This window comes from Arthrobacter sp. P1_B4 (assembly GCF_056406555.1).
This window is the reverse complement of the sequence record NZ_JBFTZW010000173.1, coordinates 1-2,632: the sequence shown is the minus strand read 5'-3', so window position 1 is coordinate 2,632 and position 2,632 is coordinate 1. Positions and strand designations below refer to the sequence as shown.

The 2,632-nt window shown below is 65.2% G+C and carries 3 protein-coding genes; 1 reads left to right on the top strand and 2 read right to left on the bottom strand.

The features are described from left to right. Both AC1D1W_RS20445 and AC1D1W_RS20440 read right to left on the bottom strand, forming a co-directional pair. The coding region (locus AC1D1W_RS20445; RefSeq protein WP_476944669.1) for a nitrobindin family protein at nucleotides 1-454 on the bottom strand (454 nt) is incomplete at its 3' end. A 167-nt stretch (nucleotides 455-621) separates the two neighbouring features. Next, a complete protein-coding gene (locus AC1D1W_RS20440) occupies nucleotides 622-1,356 on the bottom strand; it encodes a permease (RefSeq protein ID WP_223913795.1) in 735 nt (244 codons plus the stop codon). A gap of 243 nt (nucleotides 1,357-1,599) precedes the next feature. Here AC1D1W_RS20440 and AC1D1W_RS20435 point away from each other — a divergent pair, with 243 nt between their 5' ends. Then, a complete protein-coding gene (locus AC1D1W_RS20435) occupies nucleotides 1,600-2,298 on the top strand; it encodes a winged helix-turn-helix transcriptional regulator (RefSeq protein ID WP_028276526.1) in 699 nt (232 codons plus the stop codon). Nucleotides 2,299-2,632 lie beyond the last annotated feature (334 nt).

Below are 2,632 nucleotides of genomic sequence, written 5' to 3'. Positions count from 1 at the left end.
TCACCATGTCGGTGCTGAGCTGGATCTGGGGGCCCTTGATCTGGCCGTAGTACAGCTCCGAGATCCCGCCGGGGTGGGCGATGGAGACCGAGATGTCGAAGCCGCCGTCGCTGTTGCGCAGGGCCTCCACCTCGTCGGCGCTCTTGAGCACCGGGACGATGTCCGCCGGGATCAGGCCGGGGCCGCCGTCCTCCTCGCGCTGCTTACGCTCCAGCGCCCAGAAGCCGGTCTCGACGGTGAGGGGACGCAGTTTGGTGCCCTCGTCGTCGGTCAGCCAACTCTCGGCACGGTACTGCAGGTACGGCAGGCCGTTGTGCGTAAACGAGACGTGTTGCAGGAAGTGCTCGGAGTCCTCGTCTCCAGCCCCCAGCCGGCCGCTGCCCTCCCACTCACCAATGAGCCAGGACAGCGGAACGATTTCGGGGGTCAGATCAGTAGGGATTTCAATCGGCACAGCATCTACCTCTGGAAGCTACGGGGTCTGGAACGTCTTACTTCTGGCCTTTGAAGAGGCGGTACACGACAAAGCCGGCAAACCACGCCATGGACAGGCTGGCCACGCCAAGCAGGACAAGGAAAAAGATCTCATATGCAAGTACGGACATGATGCCATCCTAACGCTTAGTAGATGAGTAGTTTGTCTATGAAGTAGGCCAGTGAACCGACAGCAGAAACCGGCCCGAGCCCCATGCCCACGGCCGCCAAAACATTTAGGCCCTCACCGTTGAGGATGACGAGGCGGCGGAAACTCACCAGCACCGCCCCCACGACGACGCCGACGAGGGCCGCCGGCAGCACGGCAATGTCGGAGAACACCAGGCCGGCGAGCGGCCCGGCAAGGCCGGCGCTCACGATGCCCAGCGGCGCCACGATCCGGTCCGGCCAGCGGATCAGCCCCGCCAGCAGCGCGATCGCCGAACTGATGGCCGCCACGAGGATCATTTCGCGGACCCCGTTGAAGCGCGAACTCGCAATCCAGCCGGCGCCGAGGCAGGAGAGCAGGACACCCGCGCACGAGCCCAGGGTGGATTCGAGGCGCTGGGCCTGACCGGTGCCCCGGATCAGCTGCATGACGAAGATTGCCATGACCCCGACGGCCAAGAACGACGGCGTCCAGTCCAGGAAGCCCGGAGCCGGGAGATAGGTCGCAGCCACTGCCGACCCGACGCCGGGCAGGCCAATCAAGACCGCGAGCGTCTTCTTGGCGGGGATGCCGAGAAAGTAGGGCCAGCCGATACCGATGCCGGCGGCGGCGAGCGCCGCGACGGCCAGGAGGACCTCAGGCGAGGCATAGGCTCCGGCGACAATCGCCGCGAGACCGGCCAGGCCGATGATCCCGACGCTCCACGGCTTCACTGTCTGCTCGCCATCGGCAGACCCAGCATGGCCAGACCTTCGCTCACTGCGGACCCCAATTCGACTCGGCTCAATTTCGACGGGCCGCGGGCCCTGACGGTTCAATCCTGCCCTATGTGAACGGTATGTGTCGCAAAAGGAGGCGCCGGAGGTGACGGGACCATGGCCGGAATGGGGCCCTTAGGTATACTCAACATCAGCAACAAGACGCCCAACGATGCGCGGACACCCCTTGGAGGAACAATGTCGCACATCCTGCTATTGACGAACAGCACGGGAACATCCGTGGACGTCCTGCCTGCTCTGGAACTGCTGAACCACCGGGTGCATATCCTTCCGGCCGAGCCCACTGCCCTGCTCGAGACCGACCCCTGCGACATCGTCCTGCTCGATGCCCGCAAGGACCTGGTCGGCGCACGTTCCCTCACCCAGCTGCTCAAGGCCACCGGCCTCAGCGCCCCGTTGATGCTGATCCTCACCGAGGGCGGCATGGCCGCGGTCTCCTCGGCGTGGGCCGTGGACGACATCCTCCTGGAATCCGCGGGCCCGGCAGAAGTCGAGGCCAGGATCCGGCTCGGCGTCGCGCGCGCCGTTCCGGAGAAGGAGGACGTGCCGACCGAAATCCGGGCCGCCGGCGTCGTGATTGACGAGGCCAGCTACACCGCACGGGTCAACGGCGCCGCGCTCAACCTGACCTTCAAGGAATTTGAGCTGCTGAAATACCTGGCCCAGCACCCCGGCCGGGTGTTCACCCGCCAGCAGCTGCTGACCGAAGTCTGGGGCTACGACTACTACGGCGGCACGCGCACCGTGGATGTCCACGTCCGGCGGCTGCGGGCCAAGCTGGGCGCCGACCACGAGAACCTGATCAGCACCGTCCGCAACGTCGGCTACCGCCTGACCCTGGTCCGCCAGCCCGAGGACGAACTGACCGAGGCCTGAGCGCCACGGCCGCCACGACGCGGCGGCGCCGGTACGCAGGAACTGTACACAAGCACTGAACGCAGAAGGCCCCGGACTCTGGAATCCAGAGTCCGGGGCCTTCTTGGTGCACCAAACCATCGGCACAAACTTCTCAGTATCTAGCAGTACTTCTCAGTGGAGGACATACGGGTCGRACGTATCGAGGCCACCCCAGTGGTGGATCCCCCTCGCATCTGGCTCAACGCCGGACGAGATAACGACTATACGGGGCCGTCCGCAGTTCGACAAAATCGGCCGCTGACCCCCATGCACCCGATAGCCTTGCACCATGAGCCCTGCGCACCCGGAAAAC

Coding starts and splice junctions, on each gene's coding strand:
- AC1D1W_RS20435 (WP_028276526.1), top strand. CDS start 1,600: ATGTCGCACATCCTGCTATTGACGAACAGCACGGGAACATCCGTGGAC.